The 2,897-nt window shown below is 41.1% G+C and carries 2 protein-coding genes and 3 tRNA genes; 4 read left to right on the top strand and 1 reads right to left on the bottom strand.

Annotated features, from left to right (window positions below):
• Positions 1–304: 304 nt before the first annotated feature.
• The 4 genes from CWB85_RS21525 to CWB85_RS21510 all read left to right on the top strand — a co-directional run bounded on the left by CWB85_RS21525 (position 305) and on the right by CWB85_RS21510 (position 1,178).
• A tRNA-Gly gene (locus tag CWB85_RS21525) sits at positions 305–380 on the top strand.
• An 18-nt stretch (positions 381–398) separates the two neighbouring features.
• Positions 399–472: transfer RNA gene (locus tag CWB85_RS21520), tRNA-Cys, on the top strand.
• A 37-nt stretch (positions 473–509) separates the two neighbouring features.
• Positions 510–596: transfer RNA gene (locus CWB85_RS21515), tRNA-Leu, on the top strand.
• A 132-nt stretch (positions 597–728) separates the two neighbouring features.
• Complete coding sequence (locus CWB85_RS21510) at positions 729–1,178, top strand: hypothetical protein (protein ID WP_138555989.1); 450 nt, start codon at positions 729–731, stop codon at positions 1,176–1,178.
• 61 nt (positions 1,179–1,239) lie between these two features.
• On the opposite strand, the gene CWB85_RS21505 is transcribed toward CWB85_RS21510, so the two are convergent.
• Complete coding sequence (locus tag CWB85_RS21505; protein ID WP_138555988.1) at positions 1,240–2,661, bottom strand: alanine/glycine:cation symporter family protein; 1,422 nt, start codon at positions 2,659–2,661, stop codon at positions 1,240–1,242.
• Positions 2,662–2,897 lie beyond the last annotated feature (236 nt).

Below are 2,897 nucleotides of genomic sequence, written 5' to 3'. Positions count from 1 at the left end.
TCCGGCCTCGGGCACCACTTTTAATTATTTACCAAGATAATTAAAGTTTTGATAAACACTTAATAAATGCGGCACTAGCTCAGTTGCCAGAGCGTTTTACCGCGACATGGTCGCGCACCAACGTGCAAATTACTGACAAAGACTTATACGGTTCTAGTTTAGTTGCCAGAACGTTTACCGCGACACGGTCGTGCACCAACGTACAAATTACTAACAAAGATTTATACGGTTCTAGTTTAGTTGCCAGAACGTTTACCGCGACACGGTCGCGCACCAACGTACAAATTACTAACAAAGTTTTAATGCGGCACTAGCTCAGTTGGTAGAGCGCGACCTTGCCAAGGTCGAGGTCACGAGTTCGAGCCTCGTGTGCCGCTCCAAATTATTTGATATGTTTAGGCGGAATGGCAGAGTGGCCATGCACCGGATTGCAAATCCGTTTACCCCGGTTCGACTCCGGGTTCCGCCTCCAAATAATTACTCCACGTGCTTTAAATAGCAAACTCGATGCCCGAGTGGTGGAATTGGTAGACACAAGGGATTTAAAATCCCTCGACTAACAAGTCGTGCCGGTTCAAGTCCGGCCTCGGGCACCACTTTATATTTCCTACTTTTAATTTTCTTATCCAAAACCATAATCTACGTAATTAATCTAATTCAAATAAATCATCTAGCTAGCTATTTTTGATATACACTTATCTTTCATTATGTATGAAAGGATTACGGGTATGGATAATTTTAAACAGGGTCTTAATCAATTTTGGGTTGGTGCTGTTTTTGGTGTTTGTTTAGCGTTGTCATTGATATTAATACCTTTAGCAATCGTTATGTCTACGATTAATGATGTTCTTAAAATTCAAGAAGTCAGCACACTTGTCACGCAAGTGAGTCAGATGGTCGAAAAAACTCAAGATAAATTAGCTGATACAAAACAAAAGTTGGTTTCATTTTCTTTTACGGATCTTGATAAAACAGCATTATTAAAAGTTATTAGTGCCGTTCAAGATTATCAATTGCAAGCACATAGCTTACTTTCTGAATCACAAAAACAGGCATTGCGCGAGCAATTGCAAGAAAAGCTGCAACAAGAGCTTTCGCAAACACTTAGCGAAGAGCAGCGTGCATTAGCAGTAAAACTGTTTAATCGTTTTGTGGTAACTGAAACTGAAGAGAATTAATCATATAGCTAAGATCAAAAAAGGGAGCACACAGGCTCCCTTATTGATTCCTGTAAGTGTTTTAGCGTTTATGCCAAATACCTTTAGGGATAGTCTGGTCAAGTTGTTGATTCTGAGTTGGGTCAAACGTAGGTAGCTTACCTGATTTACGTTGCGCGGAATAATCGTTAGCAAGCCAGATCACCACACCAGATAACATAAATAGTGCTATTACATTCACTATTGCCATTAATCCCATTGATATATCCGCAAGCGTCCAAATGAGTCCTAATTCACTTACTGAACCAAACATCACCATTGCTAGTACTATTATGCGGAAGATAAGCATCCCATATTCATGATTGTGCTCTAAAAACAGTAGGTTGGTTTCAGCGTATGAATAGTTGGCTACAATCGAAGTGAAAGCAAAGAACAATATAGCAATCGCTACAAACACCGCGCCCCAACTGCCAACGTGCTCCTCAAGTGCGGCTTGTGTTAAGGCAATCCCCGTAACACCAGAGTCCGCGATCAATTGATCAGAAAGTAATATAAGTGCTGCTGTTGCACTACAGATCACAACAGTATCAATAAATACCCCCAGCATTTGTACATAACCTTGTGATGCGGGGTGAGGAGGATTAGGGGTTGCAGTCGCAGCAGCATTCGCGGCACTACCCATGCCTGCTTCATTTGAAAATAGGCCTCGCTTGATCCCTTGAATCATCGCTTGCATCACACCGTAGCCAATCGCACCTGCGCCAGCTTGCTCTATTCCAAATGCACTATTAATAATACGCATAAAAACAGTAGGCAGTTCTGCGGCGTTTGTAGCACATACATATAATGCGACGAGTAAATAAGCTAATGCCATAAAAGGCACAACCATTTCAGCAAAGCGTGAGATGGTTTTTAAACCCCCAAATATGATAATGCCAGAGCCAACTACAAGTACTAATCCCACCACATAGTTTGGAATATCAAAAGCAACTTTAAATGCGGCGGCAATAGAATTTGATTGCACTGCATTAAATACTAAGCCAAACGCTAGAATTAAGCACAGAGAAAATATCACTCCCATCCAGCGTTTACCTAAACCATACTGCATATAGTAAGCGGGACCACCACGAAAATTACCATGCTCATCTCGTGTTTTATAGGCTTGTGCTAAGGTACTTTCTGCAAAACTGGTTGCCATACCTATTAATGCAATTAACCACATCCAAAAAATAGCACCTGCACCACCTAGGTAAAGTGCGACAGCAACACCGGCCATATTACCAGTGCCGACCCGCGCTGCGAGAGAAGTACAAAATGCCTGAAAAGAAGAAATGCCGTTTTTATCACATTGGCGAGAATTGAACATGACCTTGATCATGTGAGGAAATTGAACAAACTGAATGAATTTAAGTTTAATGGTAAAGAAGAGTCCGGCTGCTATTAATAAGTAGACGAGTATGTGACCCCATAATAGTCCACTTATACTATTTATTATATCTATCATGTTATATGCCTAATGAACGAGTTTATAAAACAGCGGGCAACTTACCATAAGTACAATCGATAGTTTAGTGAATCAAGAAAAAAGCTGATTTGTCCACAACGTTTTGTGGATAACATGTAACTATCTTTTGCGTAACGTGAGGGCGAAAATTAAATGCAAAATTAGCGATAAAAACGCTTGCGTAAAATTCGCGGCGCCCTATAATGCGACCCCACTGAGACGGCAGCAGGCAACGC

This window comes from Pseudoalteromonas sp. S1727 (assembly GCF_005886375.1).
GTDB lineage: Bacteria > Pseudomonadota > Gammaproteobacteria > Enterobacterales > Alteromonadaceae > Pseudoalteromonas > Pseudoalteromonas haloplanktis.
This window is presented reverse-complemented; position numbering and strand designations above follow the sequence as displayed.

Bases quoted from the DNA above. Each gene is read 5' to 3' on its own strand.
- CWB85_RS21505 (WP_138555988.1), bottom strand. From the start codon at position 2,661: ATGATAGATATAATAAATAGTATAAGTGGACTATTATGGGGTCACATA.
- CWB85_RS21510 (WP_138555989.1), top strand. From the start codon at position 729: ATGGATAATTTTAAACAGGGTCTTAATCAATTTTGGGTTGGTGCTGTT.